At 57.9% G+C, this 20,598-nt stretch carries 21 protein-coding genes; 8 read left to right on the top strand and 13 right to left on the bottom strand.

The features are described 5' to 3' along the window. Positions 1–117 precede the first annotated feature (117 nt). The 4 genes from glpD to ORL50_RS16975 all read right to left on the bottom strand — a co-directional run bounded on the left by glpD (position 118) and on the right by ORL50_RS16975 (position 5,203). The gene (glpD, locus tag ORL50_RS16990; RefSeq protein ID WP_266016605.1) at positions 118–1,656 is read right to left on the bottom strand and encodes a glycerol-3-phosphate dehydrogenase; all 1,539 of its coding nucleotides are present in this window, start codon (positions 1,654–1,656) and stop codon (positions 118–120) included. 261 nt (positions 1,657–1,917) lie between these two features. Beyond that, positions 1,918–2,673, bottom strand: a complete 756-nt coding sequence (locus ORL50_RS16985) for a DeoR family transcriptional regulator (RefSeq protein WP_266016604.1) — start codon at positions 2,671–2,673, stop codon at positions 1,918–1,920. A gap of 96 nt (positions 2,674–2,769) precedes the next feature. Beyond that, positions 2,770–4,275 carry a glycerol kinase GlpK gene (gene glpK, locus ORL50_RS16980; RefSeq protein WP_266016603.1) on the bottom strand — a complete coding sequence of 502 codons (1,506 nt, stop codon included), beginning with the start codon at positions 4,273–4,275 and terminating at the stop codon, positions 2,770–2,772. A 76-nt stretch (positions 4,276–4,351) separates the two neighbouring features. Next, positions 4,352–5,203: an MIP/aquaporin family protein gene (locus tag ORL50_RS16975; protein WP_266016602.1), complete on the bottom strand. Its 852-nt coding sequence runs from the start codon at positions 5,201–5,203 to the stop codon at positions 4,352–4,354. 296 nt (positions 5,204–5,499) lie between these two features. Between ORL50_RS16975 and ybaK the strand changes: the two genes are divergently transcribed. Continuing rightward, positions 5,500–5,970: a Cys-tRNA(Pro) deacylase gene (ybaK, locus tag ORL50_RS16970; protein ID WP_266016600.1), complete on the top strand. Its 471-nt coding sequence runs from the start codon at positions 5,500–5,502 to the stop codon at positions 5,968–5,970. Between the two features lie 133 nt (positions 5,971–6,103). Here the strand turns inward: ybaK and ORL50_RS16965 are convergent, their stop codons facing one another. After that, the gene (locus ORL50_RS16965) at positions 6,104–7,213 is read right to left on the bottom strand and encodes an ABC transporter ATP-binding protein (protein ID WP_266016598.1); all 1,110 of its coding nucleotides are present in this window, start codon (positions 7,211–7,213) and stop codon (positions 6,104–6,106) included. Further along, the gene (gene argF / locus ORL50_RS16960; RefSeq protein ID WP_266016596.1) at positions 7,210–8,130 is read right to left on the bottom strand and encodes an ornithine carbamoyltransferase; all 921 of its coding nucleotides are present in this window, start codon (positions 8,128–8,130) and stop codon (positions 7,210–7,212) included. The genes ORL50_RS16965 and argF overlap by 4 nt, the downstream gene beginning before the upstream one ends. Positions 8,131–8,536: 406 nt before the next feature. Here argF and plzR point away from each other — a divergent pair, with 406 nt between their 5' ends. The 3 genes from plzR to grxD all read left to right on the top strand — a co-directional run bounded on the left by plzR (position 8,537) and on the right by grxD (position 11,509). Then, positions 8,537–8,827: a PlzR type 4 pili assembly inhibitor gene (gene plzR, locus ORL50_RS16955; RefSeq protein WP_266016595.1), complete on the top strand. Its 291-nt coding sequence runs from the start codon at positions 8,537–8,539 to the stop codon at positions 8,825–8,827. A 134-nt stretch (positions 8,828–8,961) separates the two neighbouring features. Then, positions 8,962–11,070 carry a molybdopterin oxidoreductase family protein gene (locus ORL50_RS16950; RefSeq protein ID WP_266016594.1) on the top strand — a complete coding sequence of 703 codons (2,109 nt, stop codon included), beginning with the start codon at positions 8,962–8,964 and terminating at the stop codon, positions 11,068–11,070. 97 nt (positions 11,071–11,167) lie between these two features. Then, positions 11,168–11,509, top strand: a complete 342-nt coding sequence (grxD, locus tag ORL50_RS16945; RefSeq protein ID WP_122840070.1) for a Grx4 family monothiol glutaredoxin — start codon at positions 11,168–11,170, stop codon at positions 11,507–11,509. Positions 11,510–11,701: 192 nt separating this feature from the next. On the opposite strand, the gene bfr is transcribed toward grxD, so the two are convergent. Further along, entirely contained in the window at positions 11,702–12,175 is a 474-nt protein-coding gene (bfr, locus tag ORL50_RS16940; protein ID WP_045058003.1) for a bacterioferritin, read from the bottom strand. A gap of 199 nt (positions 12,176–12,374) precedes the next feature. Next, entirely contained in the window at positions 12,375–12,593 is a 219-nt protein-coding gene (locus ORL50_RS16935; RefSeq protein ID WP_008057530.1) for a bacterioferritin-associated ferredoxin, read from the bottom strand. Positions 12,594–12,895: 302 nt separating this feature from the next. Between ORL50_RS16935 and ORL50_RS16930 the strand changes: the two genes are divergently transcribed. Continuing rightward, positions 12,896–13,498 (top strand): peroxiredoxin, encoded by a 603-nt coding sequence (locus ORL50_RS16930; protein WP_017340570.1) that lies wholly within the window; start codon positions 12,896–12,898, stop codon positions 13,496–13,498. Positions 13,499–13,568: 70 nt separating this feature from the next. On the opposite strand, the gene rnt is transcribed toward ORL50_RS16930, so the two are convergent. Together rnt and pyrC are read right to left on the bottom strand one after the other, a co-directional pair. Further along, positions 13,569–14,243, bottom strand: coding sequence for a ribonuclease T (gene rnt, locus ORL50_RS16925; RefSeq protein ID WP_266016586.1), 675 nt, complete (start codon positions 14,241–14,243; stop codon positions 13,569–13,571). Continuing rightward, the gene (pyrC, locus tag ORL50_RS16920; protein WP_266016585.1) at positions 14,240–15,286 is read right to left on the bottom strand and encodes a dihydroorotase; all 1,047 of its coding nucleotides are present in this window, start codon (positions 15,284–15,286) and stop codon (positions 14,240–14,242) included. Before pyrC ends, rnt begins: the two co-directional genes overlap by 4 nt. Before the next feature lie 159 nt (positions 15,287–15,445). On the opposite strand from pyrC, the gene ORL50_RS16915 reads away from it, so the two are divergent. Together ORL50_RS16915 and ORL50_RS16910 are read left to right on the top strand one after the other, a co-directional pair. Further along, entirely contained in the window at positions 15,446–16,363 is a 918-nt protein-coding gene (locus tag ORL50_RS16915; protein ID WP_266016584.1) for a flagellar protein MotY, read from the top strand. A 129-nt stretch (positions 16,364–16,492) separates the two neighbouring features. Beyond that, positions 16,493–17,710, top strand: coding sequence for an argininosuccinate synthase (locus ORL50_RS16910; RefSeq protein WP_008032151.1), 1,218 nt, complete (start codon positions 16,493–16,495; stop codon positions 17,708–17,710). 140 nt (positions 17,711–17,850) lie between these two features. On the opposite strand, the gene ORL50_RS16905 is transcribed toward ORL50_RS16910, so the two are convergent. Beyond that, positions 17,851–18,483 carry a hypothetical protein gene (locus ORL50_RS16905; protein WP_266016583.1) on the bottom strand — a complete coding sequence of 211 codons (633 nt, stop codon included), beginning with the start codon at positions 18,481–18,483 and terminating at the stop codon, positions 17,851–17,853. Positions 18,484–18,968: 485 nt separating this feature from the next. Between ORL50_RS16905 and ORL50_RS16900 the strand changes: the two genes are divergently transcribed. Next, entirely contained in the window at positions 18,969–19,595 is a 627-nt protein-coding gene (locus tag ORL50_RS16900) for a response regulator transcription factor (RefSeq protein ID WP_266016581.1), read from the top strand. A gap of 66 nt (positions 19,596–19,661) precedes the next feature. Here ORL50_RS16900 and ORL50_RS16895 read toward each other — a convergent pair whose 3' ends face one another. Together ORL50_RS16895 and nth are read right to left on the bottom strand one after the other, a co-directional pair. Next, a complete protein-coding gene (locus ORL50_RS16895) occupies positions 19,662–19,841 on the bottom strand; it encodes a PA3496 family putative envelope integrity protein (protein ID WP_007898493.1) in 180 nt (59 codons plus the stop codon). A gap of 106 nt (positions 19,842–19,947) precedes the next feature. After that, positions 19,948–20,586 (bottom strand): endonuclease III, encoded by a 639-nt coding sequence (nth, locus tag ORL50_RS16890; RefSeq protein WP_266016576.1) that lies wholly within the window; start codon positions 20,584–20,586, stop codon positions 19,948–19,950. Positions 20,587–20,598 lie beyond the last annotated feature (12 nt).

Below are 20,598 nucleotides of genomic sequence, written 5' to 3'. Positions count from 1 at the left end.
TGACACACCGCTATCGCGAGCAGGCTCACTCCTACAGGGGATTTGTGTTGGATGGCAGAATGCAAAAAGCCCCTGAACCTCACGATCCAGGGGCATTGCTTGTAATCAGCCTACTGATCAGGCCGCTTCAATCTTACTGCGGTTCTGCTCGACTTTGCTCAGGTAGTCCGCCAGCCGCTGCTGCTCCTCCGGCGTGGTGAACAGGCCCAGCTTGCTGCGGCGCCACAGGATGTCGTGGGCGGTGGTGGCCCATTCTTCACTGCACAGGTAATCCACTTCACGGGTGTAAAGGCCACCGCCGATGTGATCGCCCAGGTCGTTCAGATCGCGCACGCCTTCGAGCATGCGCCACGTGCGGCTGCCGTAGGTCGTGGCCCAGCGCCGGGCGATTTCGGTGGGCGCCCAGTCAAACTTGTCGCGGATCAGGGCGCACAATGCCTGCGGAGTACTCATGTCTTCACCGCCGGGCAGAGTCGCATGGGCGGTCCAGCTTGGCTTGATGTGGGTGAAATAGGGTGCCAGTTGCGCCAGGGCCGACTCTGCCAGCTTGCGATAGGTGGTCAGCTTGCCGCCGAATACCGACAGCAATGGCGCTTCTTCACCGGTGCCCGATAGCGCCAGGGTGTAATCCCGGGTGACCGCCGACGGGTTGTCGGATTCGTCGTTGCACAGCGGGCGTACACCCGAGTAGCTGTGCAGGATGTCGTCGCGACTGACCTGTTTCTTGAAGTGCGCGTTGACCACCTTGAGCAGGTAATCCGTCTCGCCTTCAGTGATCGCAACTTTCGCAGGGTCACCCGTGTACTCGCGGTCGGTGGTGCCGATCAGCGTGAAGTGGTTCAGGTACGGAATGGTAAATACGATGCGCTGGTCTTCGTTTTGCAGGATGTGCGCGTGTTCGCCTTCGTACAACTTTGGCACGATCAGGTGACTGCCCTGGATCAAGCGGATGCCATACGGCGATTCCATCTTCAAGTCGTCGCGGATGAACTTCGCGACCCATGGCCCTGCGGCGTTCACCAGCGCCTTGGCGCGGATCGAAAACAGGCTGCCGTCGGAGCGTTCCAGGTGCAAATGCCACAGGCCCTTGGTGCGACGCGCGCTGACGCAACGGGTCTGGGTGTGAACATGGGCGCCTTTCTCGCGGGCGGCCATGGCATTGAGCACCACCAGGCGGGCGTCGTCGACCCAGCAGTCGGAGTATTCGAAACCTTTGGTGATTTCGCTTTTGAGCGGGCTGTCCGGACCGAACTTCAGGCTTTTCGACCCTTCCAGTTGTTCCCGTTTGCCGAGGTTGTCATAGAGGAACAACCCCGCCCGGATCATCCACGCCGGACGCAGATGCGGGCGGTGCGGCAGCACGAAGCGCATCTGCTTGACGATGTGCGGGGCTTTGGCCAGCAGCACTTCGCGTTCGGCAAGGGCTTCGCGCACCAGGCGGAATTCGTAATGTTCGAGATAGCGCAGGCCACCGTGGATCAGCTTGCTGCTGGCCGAGGAGGTGTGGCTGGCCAGGTCGTCCTTTTCGCAAAGGAACACGGACAGACCGCGGCCGGCCGCATCTGCTGCGATCCCCACGCCGTTGATCCCGCCACCGATGACGGCAACATCGTAGACTTCGGAGAGGGGCGGCGTAGGCAAGGTAGAAGTGGGCATCGGCTGGCCTCGGTTTTTGATTATCTATATTTGAATTCGAACATTAATGTTCATTTGCGAAAATGGTAGCCCATAAAGACGCGCACAGCCAGTCAACTTCGATTGAAAATACTGATCGAAGGGCGGGGAAAGGAAAATTTTCGAACATTTAGGCCGGGAGATCGCCATCGCGAGCAGGCTCACTCCTACAGGTTCAGGGTATCCCTGTAGGAGTGAGCCTGCTCGCGATGGCGTCGGTACAAGCGCAGAAGATGAAGCGGGTTAAACCACCTCCACTCGAATCTTGTGCTGACTCAACAACTGCGCCAACGCCGGTACTGGTGGCTGATCAGTCACCAGGCAGTCGATCAGGCTGATCGGCCCCAGGCGAATCATGGCATTGCGCCCGAATTTGCTGGAGTCCGCTGCGAGTATCACCTGCCGGGCATTGGCAATGATCGCCTGTGACACCCGCACTTCCTGATAGTCAAAATCCAGCAGGCTGCCGTCTTCATCGATGCCGCTGATCCCGACCAGGGCAAAGTCCACTTTGAACTGATTGATGAAGTCGACACTGGCCTGACCCACCACGCCCCCGTCGCGCCGCACATTGCCGCCGGTCAACAGCACGTCGAAATCATCCTTGGCGCTGAGCATCGAGGCCACGTGCAGGTTGTTGGTGATGATCTTCAGGTGACTGTGATTGAGCAGCGCCCGGGCAATCGACTCGGTGGTAGTGCCGATGTTGATGAACAGCGAGGCGTGATCGGGGATCTGCGCGGCAATAGCTTCGCCAATACGCTGCTTTTCATCGCGCATCTGGTCGGCGCGCATGGCGTAGGCGGTGTTTTCGACGCTGGAATCGTACGCTGCACCACCGTGGTAGCGGCGCAATAAATTGGCTTCCGCGAGCTGATTGATGTCGCGGCGGATGGTCTGCGGAGTGACGACGAACAGCGTAGCCATTTCCTCGATACTCACGTAGCCGCGTTCGCGGACCAGTTCGAGGATTTGCTGCTGACGGGGAGGCAGATTCATGGGGCTTCCTTTGGGCTGCCGGGCAAAATTTGCCCATGATGCCGCAGGAATCTGCTCCCGACCAGTTACATGCCGATACTCAGTACCTGGCCAGGCTTATTCATCACCTTCGTGGGGTTCCCAATCACGGGTACGGCTCACGGCTTTCTTCCACCCGGCGTAGAGTTTTTCCTTGGCGGTTTCGTCCAGGGTCGGCTCGAATTCGCGCTCGATCACCGCCTTGCCGCGCAACTCATCCAGGCTGCCCCAGAAGCCGCATGCCAGGCCGGCCAGGTACGCAGCGCCGAGTGCCGTGGTTTCGCGCATTTGCGGGCGCTCGACCTGAGTGCCGAGGATGTCGGCCTGGAACTGCATGAGGAAGTTGTTCGCTACCGCGCCGCCATCCACTCGCAGCGCCTTCAGGCGTTCGCCGGAATCCTGCTGCATGGCGTCCAGGACATCGCGGGTCTGGTAGGCGATCGACTCCAGCGCGGCGCGGATGATGTGATCCACGCGCACGCCGCGGGTCAGGCCGAACAACGCGCCACGGGCATACGGGTCCCAATACGGAGCGCCCAGGCCAGTGAAGGCGGGCACCAGATAGACGCCATTGCTGTCCTTGACCTTGTTGGCAAAGTACTCGGTGTCGTGGGCGTCATTGATGATTTTCAGTTCGTCGCGCAGCCATTGAACAGTCGAGCCACCGTTGAACACGGCGCCTTCCAGGGCGTAGGCGACTTCACCGCGCGGGCCGCAGGCGATGGTGGTGAGCATGCCGTGCTGGGATTTCACCGCCTTGTCGCCGGTGTTCATCAGCAGGAAGCAGCCGGTGCCGTAGGTGTTCTTCGCCTGGCCGGGCTCGACGCACATTTGGCCGAACAGGGCAGCCTGCTGGTCACCGGCGATGCCGCCAATGGCGATGCCGCTCTTGGTGTGGCCGTAGATTTCCGACGAAGATTTAACTTCCGGCAGCATCTCACGGGGAATATCCAGCACCTCCAGCATTTTCGCATCCCACTCCAGGGTGTGGATGTTGAAAAGCATGGTGCGCGAGGCGTTGGTGTAGTCGGTGACGTGCACTTTGCCGCCGGTGAATTTCCAGATCAGCCAGCTGTCGACCGTGCCGAACAGCAATTCACCGTTGCGCGCACGCTCGCGGCTGCCTTCGACGTTGTCGAGGATCCACTTGAGCTTGGTGCCGGAGAAGTACGGGTCGGTGACCAGGCCGGTGGTGTCGCTGATGTATTGCTCGTGGCCGTCGCGCTTGAGCTGCTGGCAGATTTCGGTGCTGCGGCGGCACTGCCAGACGATCGCGTTGTAGATCGGGCGGCCGGTGGTCTTGTCCCAGACCACAGTCGTTTCGCGCTGGTTGGTAATGCCGATGGCGGCGACCTGGTCGTGGTGCAGGCCGGCCTGCGCCAGTGCCTCGACCATCACGGCGCTCTGGGTGGCGAAGATCTCCATCGGGTCATGCTCGACCCAACCGGCTTGCGGGTAATGCTGCACGAATTCGCGCTGGGCGGTACACACCACGTTTGCATCACGGTCGAAGATGATCGCGCGCGAGCTGGTCGTACCCTGATCAAGAGCAATGATGTAGTTCTTATTCTGAATGTCGGTCATGTCGATTGCCTTGGACGTAGATAAGGGAGTGAGGTCAGGCGCGAGACCAGATTGGCAGGATCACGCGCCTACGGTATCAAGAAGTGCGCGGTTTGCCGTCAACAGCTGGTGCTGCATTCGTTGTCTCGGGTTCGGCGCTTGGCAGATGACGGGCAATGAGCCCGCGATAAGCTGCAGCGCCAAGGCAGGCACCGACTATCGGTGCAAAGATCGGAATCAGGAAATAGGGGATGTCACGCCCGCCGGTGAGGGAAATTTCACCCCAGCCGGTGAAAAAAGTCATCAGTTTCGGACCGAAGTCACGCGCCGGGTTCATCGCAAAACCGGTCAGTGGGCCCATCGAACTGCCGATAACCGCGATCAGCAAGCCGATCAGCAGTGGCGCCAACGGGCCTTTCGGCAAGCCATTGTTATCGTCGGTCAGGGACATGATCACGCCCATCAGGATGGCGGTGATGATCACTTCAACCAGGAATGCCTGGGCCGTGGTCAGGGCCGGATGCGGGAAGGTCGAGAATACCGAGGCCAGTTCCAGGCTCGCCTGAGTGCCGCGAACCATTTGGTGGGTTTGTTCGTAATCGAAGAACAGATTGCTGTAGAGCGTGTACACCAACAAAGCGCCGCAGAAGGCGCCCGCCACCTGGGCGAGGATATAAAACGGTAGTTTGCGCTTTTCGAAGTCGGTGAAAATGCACAGCGCAATGCTGACTGCAGGATTGAGATGCGCCCCGGAAACGCCGGCGGTCATGTAGATCGCCATGCTCACGCCTACGCCCCAGATGATGCTGATTTCCCACAAGCCAAAGCTGGCACCCGCGACCTTGAGCGCAGCAACACACCCGGTGCCGAAAAAGATCAGCAGGGCAGTGCCTAAAAACTCGGCCATGCATTGGCTCGAGAGCGGCGGTTGGCGTAAAGCAGTTGTCATTGGAAACCTCGTTGTTGTTTTTGTCTGGGTGCTGCGAGCGACTATTCGTACAGTATTCGTATTCGAAAAAATATAGACAAGAAACGCTGCTGTCAAAGGTCGAAAGTGAACCATCAGTCACATTTCAGCTATTAGTCATGTGAATGATCCTGTTGTTCACCGGACGAGCTGAATGCGGACGAGCGGTAAACCTTTGCGCAGCACCTACGAAATAGTGGCGCTATAGAGCCTTTTAAGGGCCAATGGCCTAGAATCCGCCTGAGGATTTTTCTACTTCCGCCCAGTCTGGAGCTGTCATGACCCCCGCATTGGATTTGTTGAAAAAAGTTCGAGCCGAACATCGTGTGCACAGTTACGAACATGATCCCAAGGCTGCCTCTTATGGTTTGGAGGCTGCGGAAAAGCTCGGCCTTGATCCGGCGCAGGTGTTCAAGACCTTGCTGGCGGCCAGTGAAAAAGGTGAGTTGTTGGTGGCAGTGGTGCCGGTCGTCGGAAGTCTCGACCTGAAGGGCTTGGCGCAGGCGGCGGGGGTGAAGAAGGTGGAAATGGCGGACCCTGCTGCGGCGCAGCGCTCGACCGGGTATTTGCTGGGGGGGATCAGTCCACTGGGGCAGAAAAAGCGCTTGCGCACTTTTATCGATAATTCAGCTCAGCCTTTTGCCAGCATTTTTGTCAGCGCGGGGCGCAGGGGGCTGGAAGTGGAGCTGGCGCCGGCGGTATTGGCAGAGCATACCCAGGGTAAGTTTGCCGATATTGGGCGCGCCTGATCGCTGACACTGAGAACCCTTGTAGGAGCGAGCCTGCTCGCGATGAGGGAGTGCCAGTCAACTCATGGTTGTCTGACACATCGCGATCGCGAGCAGGCTCACTCCTACAGGAGGGCGGTGTATTCAACGGGGCTTAGCTAGCCGTGCTGTACCGGCGAACACCGGTCTCCGTGGCCGGAATCTGCGCCGCCGTGCTGCCGGATGCCTGGAACAACACCAGGTGTTCCGCCGCAACACGAATGCCAACCTCGGCGCCGACCTGATGATCAGCATGGCTCGGAAAGATCGACTCCAGTTGCGCCCCTGTCGGCATCTGCAAGCGATACAGCGTCGAAGCCCCCTGGAACGACTTGCCGACAATCCGCGCCCTCAAACTACTGTCGGGCGCATAAACGATATCGTCCGGACGCAATAACACATCCACCGCACCGCCCACCGGCCAGGTATAAGCGCGATTACCGCGTAACTCCCCCAACTCAGTCTGCACCGACTCAGGGCTGTCCAGCCTGCCGCGAATGAAATAACCCTGGCCGATGAAGCTTGCAACATAAGGCGTCAGCGGTTCGTGATAGAGGTTGTAGGGCGTATCCCACTGTTCCAGGCGCCCCTCCTTGAACACCCCGACATGGTCGCTGACCGCGAAGGCTTCTTCCTGGTCGTGGGTCACCAAGATCGCACTGGTGCCACGAGCCTTGAGAATGTCGCGCACTTCGTGGCTGAGTTTGCGTCGCAACTCGCCATCGAGGTTGGAAAACGGTTCGTCGAGCAGCAGCAATTGCGGCTCCGGCGCCAGGGCGCGGGCCAATGCGACACGCTGCTGCTGACCACCGGAAAGCTCGTGCGGAAAGCGTTTGCCGAGGTTTTTCAGGTTGACCAACTCGAGCAGTTCTTCGGTCACGCGCGCCTTTTGCGGATGCTTGCGAATGCCGAATGCGATGTTCTCGGCGACGCTCAAGTGCGGAAACAGCGCGTAGTCCTGGAACACCATGCCGATCCGACGTTTCTCCGGCGCGAGGGTGAACCCGGCGCTGGAGATCGTCTCGCCCGCCAAGGTGATTTCCCCTTCATGCACCGGTTCGAAACCGGCGATGGCGCGCAGGGTGGTGGTCTTGCCACAGCCCGAGGAGCCCAGCAGGCAGCCAATGTCACCGGCATTCAGATGCAGGTTGAGGTTCTGCACGACTCGCTGGTCTTGATAGCCGCACGCTAGGTTGCGCAGATTTAACAGTAATGGCTGGCTCATGCGTGGTGGTACGCCGGTTCAACGAGAAATTCGAGCAGGGCCTTCTGGGCGTGAAGACGGTTTTCTGCCTGATCCCAGGCGACTGAGCGCTTGTCATCGAGCAGGTCGAGGCTGATTTCCTCGCCACGGTGAGCTGGCAGGCAGTGCATGAACAGTACGTCCTCTGCGGCCAGATCGAGCAGGGCACGGTTGACCTGGAAGGGTGCGAACAGCTTGAGGCGCTTGGCGGTTTCTTCTTCCTGGCCCATGGAGGTCCAGACGTCGGTGCTCACCAGGTGCGCGCCACGCACGGCATCTTTTGGATCGCGCAGGATGGTCACCCGATCGCCGGCCTTGGCCACGAATTCAGCGTTGGGCTCGTAGCCTTCCGGACAGGCAATGCGCAGCTGGAAGTCGAACTGGATCGCCGCTTCTATATAGCTGTTGCACATATTGTTGCCATCGCCAATCCAGGCCACGGTCTTGCCCTGGATCGAGCCGCGGTGCTCCAGGAAGGTTTGCATGTCGGCCAGCAACTGGCACGGGTGCAGGTCATCGGACAGGCCATTGATCACCGGCACGCGGGAATTGGCCGCGAACTCGGTCAGGGTGCTGTGGGCAAAGGTGCGGATCATCACCGCGTCGAGCATGCTCGACATGACGATCGCGCAGTCACTGATCGGCTCGCCGCGACCCAGTTGGGTGTCGCGCGGCGACAGGAAGATTGCCTGCCCGCCGAGCTGGATCATGCCGGCTTCGAACGAGATACGGGTGCGCGTCGAGGACTTCTCGAAAATCATCCCGAGCACGCGGTTTTTCAGAGGCTCGAACAGTACGCCGCGGTTACGCAGGTCCTTGAGCTCAACGCCTCGACGGATCACGCTGACCAGCTCTTCGGGCGTGCAATCCATCAGGGAGAGAAAGTGCCTTGCGCTCATCATTGACTACCTTTTGCAACAGACCGCAGATACTCAAAGCCTTGTTTAACTGAAAAACGGGCGAGACCTGCGGCGTAAGCCGCACGGGGCGACGAAATAGGGGAAGGCGCGATCTTATAATTAAATGTCGCGTCTTACCAATAGGGCTACGGGTTTTAAGGAATTCGGAGGGGCTAAGGGATAACCGCATGGGATCATCGCAGTAGCGCTTTGAAGCCTGTTTCCTGTCAGCAGCGCACCATTTGTACACTGCGGCCCCGGGGCTTTGCAATCAAACCGGGCGGTGCGGGGCGATTTCTGACCTTTGTTCCAGGGCAAAAAGGTGACTGCTTCTGGTCTGAAAGATTTGCTAATACAAAGTGCTGGGTTATAACTAAGGCACGAACGACGCAGGAAGCCATTCGGAATGGAATCGAAAGAACAGCAACTCATGGAACTGCTTAGCCTCACGGCCCGCTCCCTTACCCACCTGACCGCCTCCATGACTTCGATGTCCTTCGAACTGATGCGCAGCAATGACGAGATCACCAAGGCTGCGGGACGGCGCATGATAGATCGCATGGCGACTATCAGCAGCGGTCTTGACGAGCACTGGCGCCTGATCGGCGAACTCACGGGTGTGCATATCGCCCATGAGCAGATCGAGACCGTCCAGGAAGTCCAATTGCAGCTCCCGCCCAGGCTTGCGCCGGACTGATCCGCCGCGTGCATCGGCTGGCCTGATGGCGGCCGATTCACAAGACGAACGTCGCTGGCGCACTTGCAGGGTAGGCGCCATAGTTTTGTTCCCGCGGCCGTTATTGCCCGCCCAGAACAAGACAGAGACTGGCCATGACCAAGACTCTCCATCACCGTGCGTGCCACCTGTGCGAGGCCATCTGCGGCCTGACCATCGAGACCACTGAAGTCGAAGGCGCGGGTGTGCAGATCACCTCGATCAAGGGCGATGCCCAGGATACTTTCAGTCGCGGCCACATCTGCCCCAAGGCGGTAGCGCTGCAGGATATCCAGAATGATCCGGACCGCCTGCGCCAGCCGATGCTTCGGGTGGGTAGCGAATGGCAGCCGATAGAATGGGATGCGGCGTTCAGCCTGGTAGCCGAGCGCCTGGCGGTGATTCAGGAGCGCCACGGGCAGAATTCGGTGGCGGTCTACCAGGGTAATCCCAGTGTGCATAACTACGGGTTGATGACCCACAGCAACTACTTTCTGGGGTTGCTGAAAACCCGCAATCGTTTTTCCGCGACCTCGGTCGACCAGCTACCCCATCACCTGACCAGCCACCTGATGTACGGCCACGGTTTGCTGTTGCCGATCCCGGACATTGATCACACCGACTTCATGCTGATCCTCGGCGGAAATCCCCTGGCGTCCAACGGCAGCATCATGACGGTGCCGGATGTGGAAAAACGCTTGAAGGCGATTCAGGCCCGGGGCGGCAAAGTGGTGGTAGTCGATCCGCGGCGCAGCGAGACGGCGGCGATCGCCGACCAGCATCTGTTCGTGCGTCCTGGCGGCGATGCGGCCCTGCTGTTCGGCTTGCTCAATACCCTGTTCGCTGAAGGCCTGGCCCAAGGCAGTCACCTGCCGGTGGATGGCCTGGACGAAGTGCGTGCGGCAGTGGCACCTTTCACGGCCGAGGCCATGAGCCCGCTGTGCGCCGTGCCGGCCGAATCCATCCGCCAGCTGGCACGGGACTTCGCCGGCGCGCCAACGGCTGTGTGCTACGGGCGCATGGGGGTGTCGACGCAGGCGTTCGGCACGCTGTGCCATTGGCTGGTGCAATTGATCAATCTGGTCACCGGCAATCTTGATCGAGTGGGTGGGGCGCTATGCACAGAGCCCGCAGTGGATCTGGTGGCGTCGACTTCCGGCGGGCATTTCAATTTGTGGCAGAGCCGCGTGTCGGGACGGCCGGAATATGCCGGTGAGCTACCGGTTTCGGCGCTGGCCGAAGAAATGCTCACCGAAGGCGAAGGGCAGGTGCGGGCGCTGATTACCGTGGCGGGCAATCCGGTATTGTCCACGCCTAATGGCCGACAGCTGGAGCAGGCGCTGGACGGCCTGGAGTTCATGGTCAGCGTCGACTTGTACATCAATGAGACCACGCGCTACGCCGACCTGATCCTGCCGTCGACCTCTGCCCTGGAAAACGATCACTACGACACCACCTTTAATCTGTTTGCGGTGCGTAACGTCAGCCGCTTCAACCGGGCGATCCTGGCCAAGCCTGACGGAGCGTTGCACGACTGGGAGATTTTCGTGGGGCTGGCCCAGGCGTTTGCCACCAGGACCGGCAAGGAGCTCAAGCCAACGATTGCCCCTGCGCAGATGATTGATCGCGGTTTGCGCATGGGCGCTTACGGCGACGCTTCAGAGCACAAATTGTCGTTGGCTACGTTGTTCGATCACCCCCATGGAGTCGATCTGGGGGCATTGAAACCTAACCTCGCGCCGCGCCTGAAAACCGCCAACCAGCGAATTCAGGCAGCGCCGCCAGTGATCCTCGCGGACCTGGCGCGTTTTGCCGCCTTGCGAGCTCCGGCTGCCGATGAGCTGCTGATGATCGGCCGCCGTCATGTGCGTAGCAACAACTCGTGGATGCACAACTATCACCGGCTGGTTAAAGGCAAGCCGCGCCATCAGTTGCTGATGCACCCGGAAGACCTGAGCAAACGCGGGCTCGTTGATGGACAGCGGGTGCGCGTCAGTTCGCGAGTGGGGGTGATTGAAGTCGAGGTGGTGGCGAGCCTGGACATGATGCAAGGCGTGGTCAGTTTGCCTCACGGCTGGGGTCATGCCCGACCTGGTGTCCAGATGACCATCGCCAGCGGCCAGCCCGGTTCCAGCGCCAATGACCTGACGGATGAGTGCCAGCTCGACGAACTTTCAGGTAACGCGGCGCTGAACGGCGTGCCGGTGACGGTGGCGGCGGCTTGATCGTGTCTGTCGGGGAGACCGAGCATGGCGCTCAGGTTTCCGTTACAATGCGCCACCGTGCCGACCCTTGAGTCGGAAAGTTCAGCCGAGGTGCTCCATGGATATCATCGAAACGATTAAAGAGCAGATTGCTAACAACACTATTCTGCTTTACATGAAAGGCTCGCCGAATGCCCCCCAGTGTGGCTTCTCCGCAAAAGCCGCCCAGGCCGTGATGGCGTGTGGTGAAAAGTTCGCTTACGTGGACATCCTGCAGAACCCGGAAATTCGCGCCAACCTGCCAAAATACGCCAACTGGCCAACTTTTCCGCAACTGTGGGTCGGTGGTGAACTGGTCGGCGGTAGCGACATCATGACCGAGATGGCTGCTGACGGTTCGTTGCAGACCACGATCAAGGCTGCTGTCGAAGCTGCTGCTGCGACCAAGACTGAAGCCTGATCCCGTCAATGTGGGAGCGGGCTTGCTCGCGAAAGCGGTACAACATTCAACAGATTAGTTGACTGAACCACCGCTTTCGCGAGCAAGCCCGCTCCCACATTTGTTTCCGGGTGAACCTGAATTCAGTCATTAAAAAAGCCCCGCCTCTGTTAAGAGGGCGGGGCTTTTTAATGTCTGAGTACAGGTGCCGAATTACTCTTCGCCCATCTGCGACTGCAGATAATTCTCAAGACCAATCTTGTCGATCAGGCCCAGCTGTGTTTCCAACCAGTCGATATGCTCCTCTTCGGATTCAAGAATATCTTCGAGCAATTCGCGGCTACCGAAGTCGGCAACGGTTTCGCAGTGAGCGATCGCCACTTTGAGGTCAGCATGCCCGGTGCGTTCGATGCGCAGGTCGCACTCAAGCATTTCCCGGGTGTGCTCGCCGATCTGCAGCTTGCCCAGGTCCTGGACGTTCGGCAGGCCTTCCAGGAACAGGATGCGCTTGATCAGTTTGTCAGCGTGCTTCATCTCGTCGATGGATTCTTTGTACTCGTGTTTGCCGAGCTTGTTCAGACCCCAATCTTCGTACATGCGCGCATGCAGAAAATACTGATTGATCGCGACCAGCTCATTGGCAAGGATCTTGTTGAGATGCTGGATGACTGTAATGTCGCCTTTCATGATGGGGTCCTGCCCTGTATTAGCTGTCTATAAGGCAGAGTTTGAGCCGCACAACTAAGAGTGTCAAACCTAAGTTATTGAAAGTTAAGTGAAAATTAATCGGAATAAGAATGTTTGTGTTCCGCGTCTAGCGTCTAAGCAATTGATTTACAGGCATAAAAAAACCGGACATGAAGTCCGGTTGTTTGAAATAGGATAATTACGCGGCAGTAAATTCTACCGGGAAGGGGATCGCCGCCTGGGCGGTTTGCAGCTTGGTCAGGGTTTCACGCACCACTTCCTTGGCAAGGCAGGCGCATTTACCGCATTGGCTGGCTACGCCGGTAGCCTGACGGACTTCCTTGTAGCTGCAGCAACCTTCATAGATTGCATCGCGGATTTGACCGTCGGTGACGCCAGTGCAGAGGCAGACATACATAAGTGAGAACCGTCGCTGGTTGTGACTCAATTGCGATGGATCTTAATGTTAACGAGAATGATTGTCAAAGTGCTTTCGGAAAGCTTCTTGTTATAAAGCCGAGTCACTGACGAACGGTTCGGCTTAAGGAAATCATCGTCCACGATATTTTGTGGCGCTCGGGAAATCCGTTGAGGACAGGTGAATCTCCCAGTGTATGATGGCCGGTCCTTATGAAGCGGGTTCGTGTCACAGGGCTGTCGCCTGAAGGTGGCAGGCTGGCACCGACCCGGAACTTCACGTTTCTACACCAGGAGATATCAATGAGCGTACTCGTAGGCAAACAAGCCCCTGACTTCACCGTACCGGCCGTACTCGGCAATGGCGAAATCGTAGACAGCTTCACCCTGTCGTCGGCCATCAAAGGCAAATACGGCCTGGTGTTCTTCTACCCGCTGGACTTCACCTTCGTTTGCCCGTCCGAGCTGATCGCTCTGGACAACCGCATGTCCGACTTCAAGGCCCGCAACGTAGAAGTGATCGCGGTGTCGATCGACTCGCACTTCACCCACAACGCATGGCGCAACACTCCAGTGAACAATGGCGGTATTGGCCAGGTTCGCTACACCATGGCTGCTGACATGAAGCACGAAATTGCCAAGGCCTACGACGTTGAGTCCGAAGGCGGCGTGGCTTTCCGTGGCGCGTTCCTGATCGATGACAAAGGCGTTGTCCGTTCGCAGATCATCAACGACCTGCCGCTGGGCCGTAACATGGAAGAGCTGATCCGTCTGGTCGACGCTCTGCAATTCCACGAAGAGCACGGCGAAGTCTGCCCTGCCAACTGGAAAAAAGGCGACAAGGGCATGACCGCTTCGACTGAAGGCGTTGCTGCTTACCTGACCGAGAATGCTGCTGCCCTGTAAGGCGCATTCGAGGCACAAAAAAACCGGCCGCTGAGGCCGGTTTTTTTATGGGTGGGATAAATGGGAGGCCTCAGTCGTTGAAGTCTTCCCAGCCACCCATCTGCTTCCAGCGATTGACGATGCCGCAGAACAGCTCAGCGGTTTTCTCGGTGTCGTAGCGAGCCGAGTGCGCCTCACGACCGTCGAAGTCGATGTCGGCGGCCTGGCAAGCCTTGGCCAGAACGGTCTGACCGTAGGCGAGGCCGGCGAGGGTCGCGGTGTCGAAGCTGGAAAACGGGTGAAACGGGTTACGTTTCATGTCCAGGCGGGCAACGGCCGCGTTGAGGAAACCCAGGTCGAAGCTGCTGTTGTGGCCGACCAGGATCGCGCGCTTGCAACCGTTGGCTTTGAGAGCCTTGCGGATGCCGCGGAAAATGTCGGTCAGGGCAGTCTCTTCGCTCACCGCCATGCGCAGCGGATGATCGAGTTTGATCCCGGTGAACTCCAGTGCTGCGGCCTCAATGTTCGCCCCTTCGAAAGGCTCTACACGGAAGAAGTAGGTGTGGTCCGGATACACGAAGCCTTTTTCGTCCATGGCAATCGTGGTAGCGGCGATTTCCAGCAGGGCGTCAGTGGCAGAGTTGAAACCACCGGTTTCAACGTCGACAACGACTGGCAGGTACCCACGAAAGCGGGCAGCCATCGGGTGGCGCGAACCACCGCCGCCTTGACCTTCCTGTTCGTCGTCGTAATGGTCTTCACTCACGCGTGTTCCTCCAGCAGGCGCCAGCGCAGTTTTTCACCGGCGCGCAGCGGGATAACGGTCAGCTCGCCAAATGGCAGGCTGGTTGGGGCGGTCCACTCCTCGCGGACCAGGGTGATACGATCGGTGTTCGCCGGCAGGCCGTAGAAGCGCGGGCCGTTGAGGCTGGCAAAAGCTTCGAGCTTGTCCAGCGCATTGCGTTGCTCGAACGCCTCGGCGTACATCTCGATGGCCGCATAAGCGGTGTAGCAACCTGCACAACCGCACGCTGCTTCTTTTGCGTGCTGGGCGTGGGGCGCCGAATCGGTGCCCAGGAAAAACTTGGCGCTGCCGCTGGTGGCGGCGTCGAGCAGGGCTTCCTGGTGGGTATTGCGCTTGAGGATCGGCAGGCAGTAGAAGTGCGGCCGAATTCCGCCTACCAGCATGTGGTTGCGGTTGTAGAGCAGGTGATGCGCGGTGATGGTTGCGCCGACGTTGGCCGGGGCCTCGTTGACGAACTGCACGGCGTCTGCAGTAGTGATGTGTTCGAACACGACCTTGAGGGTCGGAAAGCGCTCGACCACTCGACGCATGTGCTCGTCGATGAAGATTTTTTCGCGATCGAAGACGTCGACATCACCGCGAGTGACTTCACCGTGGATCAGCAAAGGCATCCCGACTTCGGCCATGGCCTCGATCGCCGGGAAGATCTTGTCGATGCTGGTAACGCCAGAATCCGAGTTGGTGGTGGCGCCGGCCGGATACAGCTTGGCGGCATGCACAAATCCGCTGGCCTTGGCCTCGCGAATTTCTTCAGGCTGGGTGCGGTCGGTCAGGTACAGCACCATCAGCGGTTCGAACTGGCTGCCGGATGGACGAGCAGCGAGGATCCGCTGGCGATAACCATCGGCTTCAGCCGCGTTGCGCACCGGAGGTACCAGGTTGGGCATGATGATGGCGCGACCAAAGGTGCGCGCGACATCCGCGACGGTATTGGTCAACACGGCACCATCGCGAAGATGAATGTGCCAGTCGTCGGGACGCAGCAGGGTCAGGCGGTCGGACATGAGGGGATTCCAGGCGGGTCAAACTGAGGGGAATGCTACCGGAAAAGACTCTTCCAGGCACTCGCTATCAAGTTTTGCGACAACCTTCCGATATCCAACAGGTATGCCGTAAACAAGTCAGTGTCGGTCTTTCAGTTGTAGAAGCCAGTGGAGCCTGCCGTGCGCCAGCGTTATTTAGCCTTGTTCAGTGTGTTTGCCAGCGTCCCCGCGATGGCGCTGACGTTCCAGACCCGTCTGGAAAGCACCGAGTGGACGGTCGAAGGCGACAAATTCGAATGCCGTCTGGCCCAGCCGATCACCGACTTCGGCTCGGGCGAGTTCGTCCGCCGCGCGGGCGAGCAGGCAGTGTTCCGCCTTACGGCCTACAACGCGATGATCGGCGGTGGCTCGGCGACGCTGCTGGCGGCTGCGGCGCCCTGGCAGCCAGGGCGTGGCGACATCAACCTGGGTTCGGTGCAGATTGGCAGTGGCAACGTGCTGTTCAATACGTCCCAGGTCCAGGCCGGCCGCCTGATCAGTGGTTTGCTCGACGGCCGCAGCCCGGTGATACGGCATTCGTCGGGTGATGGGCGGGTCTCGGAAGTGCGGCTGTTGCCCGTCAAGTTCAGCCAGGCGTTCAACGACTATCAGGGTTGTGTGGCGAAGCTGTTGCCGAAGAATTTCGAACAGGTGAGGCAGTCGCAGATCGGTTTCCCCGGTGAAAGCATGGATCTCGACGCCCGCGCCAAGGGCCAGTTGCAGGTGATGCTGGAATATATGAAGGCCGATCCGACGGTCAATCATATCGAACTCGATGGCCACTCGGACAACAGCGGTAACCGCTTGACCAACCGTGACCTGTCTCGGCGCCGCGCCCTGGCGGTGATGGAATTCTTCAAGGCCAATGGCATTCTCGAGTCCCAGGTGACCCTGCGTTTCCACGGCGAACGTTATCCGCTGGCACCCAACACCAGCGCCGCCAACCGGGCGAAGAACCGCCGGGTTGCAGTGCGCCTGGAGCGTGTGGCGTCGGACAAGGCCAGCCCTCAGGTCGCCCCTCAGATCAGCGCGCCCGGCAACGCGCCGGCAACTTCCTGACCGGTCGGTCATCGTCGCGCTCTCGACAGAATCTGTCGCTTCGTCGTCATAAGCTGTCGCGCCTCTGTAAATTAACGCGCATGACCGGTAGACTCGACGGCTTTCCGTAGAACCCCGTGGAGTGATGGCATGGCGGACGTAAACAAGGTCGTTCTGGCGTATTCCGGCGGCCTGGACACTTCGGTGATCCTCAAGTGGCTGCAGGATACTTATAACTGTGAAGTGGTGACGTTCACCGCTGACCTGGGGCAGGGCGAAGAGGTCGAACCTGCACGCGCCAAGGCTCAGGCCATGGGCGTCAAAGAGATCTACATCGACGATTTGCGCGAAGAGTTCGTGCGCGATTTCGTTTTCCCGATGTTCCGCGCCAACACCGTTTACGAAGGTGAGTACCTGCTGGGTACTTCCATCGCTCGTCCGTTGATCGCCAAGCGCCTGATCGAAATCGCCAACGAAACCGGCGCTGACGCGATTTCCCACGGCGCCACCGGCAAAGGTAACGACCAGGTTCGTTTCGAACTGGGCGCCTATGCCTTGAAGCCTGGTGTAAAAGTGATTGCTCCATGGCGCGAGTGGGACCTGCTGTCCCGCGAGAAGCTGATGGATTACGCCGAGAAGCACGCGATTCCGATCGAGCGTCACGGCAAGAAGAAATCCCCGTACTCGATGGATGCCAACCTGCTGCACATCTCCTATGAAGGCGGCGTGCTGGAAGACACCTGGACCGAGCACGAAGAAGACATGTGGAAATGGACCGTCTCCCCGGAGAAGGCTCCAGACAAGGCTCAATACCTGGAACTGACCTACCGCAACGGCGACATCGTCGCGCTGGACGGCGTCGAAATGACCCCGGCCACAGTTCTGGCGACCCTGAACCGTATCGGTGGCGAACACGGTATCGGCCGTCTCGACATCGTCGAGAACCGTTATGTGGGGATGAAGTCCCGTGGCTGCTACGAAACTCCTGGCGGCACCATCATGCTGCGCGCTCACCGTGCGATCGAATCGATCACCCTGGATCGTGAAGTGGCTCACCTCAAAGACGAGCTGATGCCTAAATACGCCAGCCTGATCTACACCGGTTACTGGTGGAGCCCTGAGCGTCTGATGCTGCAACAGATGATCGACGCATCCCAGGCGCACGTGAATGGCGTTGTGCGCCTGAAGCTCTACAAAGGCAACGTGATCGTCACCGGTCGCAAGTCCGACGAATCGTTGTTCGATGCCAATATCGCAACCTTTGAAGAAGACGGCGGTGCCTACAACCAGGCCGACGCAGCGGGCTTCATCAAGCTCAACGCGTTGCGCATGCGCATTGCCGCGAACAAGGGTCGCAAGCTGTTCTAAGCCCTGTAAGCCAATGCATAAAAGGCCTTGTCATCGACAAGGCCTTTTTTTTTGAAATGGTTTGTTTGAAATCATTGTTGCCTGTCTCCGGCCTCGTGCGTTGGGTGGGGTGTATTCATTGCCGTCTTGTCCTATTCACCTCATTGCATTGGGGCGACAGCGCCCAGATCTGCAGGTGGACAAGGTTGCGCGATGAATTTCAGTTCTCTTGAATCCAGATTGAAAGATATGCAGCTCATGGTGCTGCCGTATTTCTTCCGGGGTTTCAGCATCGCGCACTTGCTGAGCAATTCCTGAGAGGCGGTAGACGTAATGCAAACCACCAGATGCGCACGTTTACCCTCGATTTGCTGAATATCCTTGAGTTTGGCGCGAATCTCGGCGTTGCAGTCGTCAGCGCGCATGTCGATTACGTAGAGGTGCTTGATTCGCTCGGACAGGCGGGCAAAGCACTGGGTCAGGTTGGGTGGCCTAGCTGCCTCAGGCTCAGTATTGAGTGGGCTCAGGGAAGTACCTTTGCCACCGGTAAGTTCCATGAAATGCTCATCAGACTTGAAATCGGAAGGTGCGTAGAGTGCGCGGTAGTTGAAGTTCAATGTAGCAAAGAACAGAAATAGCAAATAGAACGGAAAACTGATTAGAAACCAGACATACATTTCTCGATCATCGTTGTCGAGAAAAGGCAGTGAGACGGCTGCAGATGCTTCAGACAATGTTGCGAATATCGCAATTATTGACATGGGGTTGGTTATTTTCTTCTTGAGTCTGTCCATGACGTTTACTCATTTTAATGGGTTTTGCTAATTAGCCTGAATTACGAAATGTTTGGGATATAGCCCTCCGTTAAGTTGGGGGTGTTGTGGTTTCAATATGCACTCTTTTTAGCGTGAATGATTGTTGTTTTTGTCGGTAATTATTGCTCTGGCCCTCATAAATATCAGATCGACAATTGCGTGCCAGGTTTGCCCTGGGTGTTAGGTTGATTTGATCCATCGCGACGACTTGGTGAATTTTCTGGAATTGATACAAATTGGCGATCTTGCATTCCGATACAAAAAACTGGGTCAAAATGGATTTTTGCAGGCAGTGCCATCATTCCGGCTCGCTCAGTTCAAGGATTTTTTGTAGGAATTTTCCTTATGTTTTGTAGGGTATGTCTCTTGGTGTGCGCGGGCGGGGGGGGCACCATGCCATGGGTGAAACGACTAGGCTATTGTGCCTGCTCTAAAAATTCGAACAGCGAAAATTGGACTTGCCCATGAATAAAGTGCTGATCGTGGATGATCACCCCGTCATTCGTCTTGCGGTGCGTATGCTGATGGAGCGTCATGGCTACGAAGTCGTTGCAGAAACGGATAATGGCGTCGACGCATTGCAACTTGCCCGCGACCATATGCCGGATATTGTCATTCTGGATATCGGAATACCGAAGTTGGACGGGTTGGAAGTCATCGCGCGGCTGGCATCACCTGTGATGCCGATGAAAGTACTGATATTGACTTCACAGGCACCGGGGCATTTTTCCATGCGTTGCATGCAGTCGGGCGCGGCCGGGTATGTATGCAAACAGCAGGACCTCACGGAATTGCTAAGTGCAATCAAGGCTGTACTGTCGGGATACAGTTACTTCCCCAATCAAGCGCTGCATACCGTGCGCTCAAGTCTGGGTAATGCCAGTGAAGCTGATATGGTGGACCGTCTATCGGGACGCGAGATGATGGTCTTGCAACAACTGGCAAAAGGAAAAACCAACAAGGAAATTGCTGACGGAATGTTCCTTAGCAATAAGACAGTCAGCACTTACAAAACCCGCTTGCTCCTAAAACTCAATGCACGTTCTCTGGTCGACCTGATCGAGCTCGCTCAACGCAATGGTCTGGTTTGACGGCGCAAGCGCTGATCGAGGTTGAGCGCATAGTAAAAAGCCTCCGTTTCGGGAGGCTTTAAGGTTTCACAAGTCAAAATCGTAATCCGCCAGTTGCTTTTGCAGTCGGCGCTCCTCGAGCAAATTATCGATAGTGCGGCGCTTGCTCAGGTTGGTCTTTGCCACTTCCACCACCGGTTCGGCGTCATCAGCCTCCACGGGAGTAAAATCGTCCTCGACGTCCAATTGCTCTTTGCCAGTGCTCATAGGTTAACTCCAGGCTAAAGATGCCTTTGGCGCCTCTTATATCGATAATCTCCCAGCGGGTAAAAAAGATTTTTTCAATCGGTTGATCAATAAATCCAATAGCCACTCAATCGTCCGAAGTCTTGTGCTTGTATTCGCACAAGTCTTCGATGCGGCAGCTACCGCAGCGAGGCTTGCGCGCGAGGCACACATAGCGTCCGTGGAGGATCAGCCAGTGGTGGGAGTCGAGTAGATATTCCTTGGGCACAAACTTCATTAACTTTGTCTCAACCTCGACCACGTTCTTGCCTGGAGCGATTCCGGTACGGTTGCTCACCCGAAAAATGTGAGTGTCCACCGCCATGGTCAGTTGCCGAAACGCGGTGTTAAGCACCACATTCGCGGTTTTGCGACCCACGCCCGGTAACGCCTCCAGTTCTTCGCGGGTTTGCGGCACCTCGCCGCCGTGGCGTTCCACCAGAAGACGACAGGTCTCGATGACATTCTTCGCCTTGCTGTTGAACAGCCCGATGGTCTTGATGTACTCCGACAGTCCCTCGACGCCCAGTGCATGGATAGCCGCCGGGGTATTGGCTATGGGGTAAAGCCTGGCAGTGGCCTTGTTGACTCCGACGTCGGTCGACTGCGCCGAGAGGATTACTGCAATCAGCAGTTCGAACGGGGAGGAGTAGGCAAGCTCGGTTTTTGGTTCCGGGTTGTCTTCGTGCAGCCTGCGGAAAATTTCCAGACGTTTTGCGGCATTCATGGGCAGTGCGTT

Source organism: Pseudomonas sp. RIT-562, from assembly GCF_026241895.1.
In the GTDB taxonomy this organism is placed as follows: domain Bacteria; phylum Pseudomonadota; class Gammaproteobacteria; order Pseudomonadales; family Pseudomonadaceae; genus Aquipseudomonas; species Aquipseudomonas mandelii_F.
The sequence above is the reverse complement of the archived record's forward strand: the minus strand, read 5'-3'. Positions and strand labels throughout refer to the sequence as shown.